This window comes from Hungatella hathewayi WAL-18680, assembly GCF_000235505.1.
Classification (GTDB): Bacteria; Bacillota; Clostridia; order Lachnospirales; family Lachnospiraceae; genus Hungatella_A; species Hungatella_A hathewayi_A.
This window is the reverse complement of the sequence record NZ_JH379030.1, coordinates 1-1048: the sequence shown is the minus strand read 5'-3', so window position 1 is coordinate 1048 and position 1048 is coordinate 1. Positions and strand designations below refer to the sequence as shown.

The 1048-nt window shown below is 45.3% G+C and carries 2 tRNA genes, 1 rRNA gene and 2 other annotated features; all 3 genes read left to right on the top strand.

Features of this window, described 5'->3' with window-relative positions:
* Positions 1-81: 81 nt before the first annotated feature.
* Positions 82-178 (top strand) — a sequence feature (16S ribosomal RNA rRNA prediction is too short).
* Positions 179-240: 62 nt separating this feature from the next.
* Positions 241-374, top strand: a sequence feature (16S ribosomal RNA rRNA prediction is too short).
* Between the two features lie 74 nt (positions 375-448).
* Positions 449-566: ribosomal RNA gene (rrf, locus tag HMPREF9473_RS23830) — 5S ribosomal RNA — on the top strand.
* Between the two features lie 14 nt (positions 567-580).
* Positions 581-654, top strand: a tRNA-Ile gene (locus HMPREF9473_RS23825).
* Positions 655-747: 93 nt separating this feature from the next.
* Positions 748-820 (top strand) — tRNA-Ala (locus tag HMPREF9473_RS23820).
* Positions 821-1048 lie beyond the last annotated feature (228 nt).

Sequence of the window (1048 nt, the reverse complement as noted above, 5' to 3'; positions counted from 1 at the left end):
ACTGCCAGGGATAACCTGGAGGAAGGTGGGGATGACGTCAAATCATCATGCCCCTTATGATTTGGGCTACACACGTGCTACAATGGCGTAAACAAAGGGAAGCGAAACCGCGAGGTCAAGCAAATCCCAAAAATAACGTCTCAGTTCGGATTGTAGTCTGCAACTCGACTACATGAAGCTGGAATCGCTAGTAATCGCGAATCAGAATGTCGCGGTGAATACGTTCCCGGGTCTTGTACACACCGCCCGTCACACCATGGGAGTCGATAACGCCCGAAGTCAGTGACCCAACCTTATAGGAGGGAGCTGCCGAAGGCGGGATTGATAACTGGGGTGAAGTCGTAACAAGGTAGCCGTATCGGAAGGTGCGGCTGGATCACCTCCTTTCTAAGGAAGAAGAAGTAAGGGTTTTATATACTGTTGAATCTTTGATAAGGTTCAGAAAATTTCCGGTGCCGATGCGCTTATGGGACACACCCGTTCCCATCCCGAACACGATGGTTAAGACGTAAGCGGCCGATGGTACTATATTGGAGACGATATGGGAGAGCAGGTGGGTGCCGGATTTATTTTCAAAAGAGGGCTTATAGCTCAGCCGGTTAGAGCGCACGCCTGATAAGCGTGAGGTCGGTGGTTCGAGTCCACTTAAGCCCATGTATGAAATTAACAAATTCATATAGATTAAGTGTAAAAATAGGGATAGCCTTGAAGAAAGGGTAGACCAGCATCCGCACAAGTTATTATTATGGGGGTGTAGCTCAGTTGGGAGAGCACCTGCCTTGCAAGCAGGGGGTCAAGAGTTCGAATCTCTCCATCTCCATTTGGTTTTCTTTTAAAACTATTAGAAAACCGCATGTACCTTGAAAACCACATATTGAATATATCTAGAAAGATTTGAGTACAGGAAACTGTATGAGAATCAATCAAGACATCCGAGGTGATATAAGAAGCGATTCTTATATCCAAACAAAACAAACTCGTTGTATCTTAACGTAAGATATAACAAACCTAAGACCAGAGATTCAACGCTATGAATCTTAGACAGAAA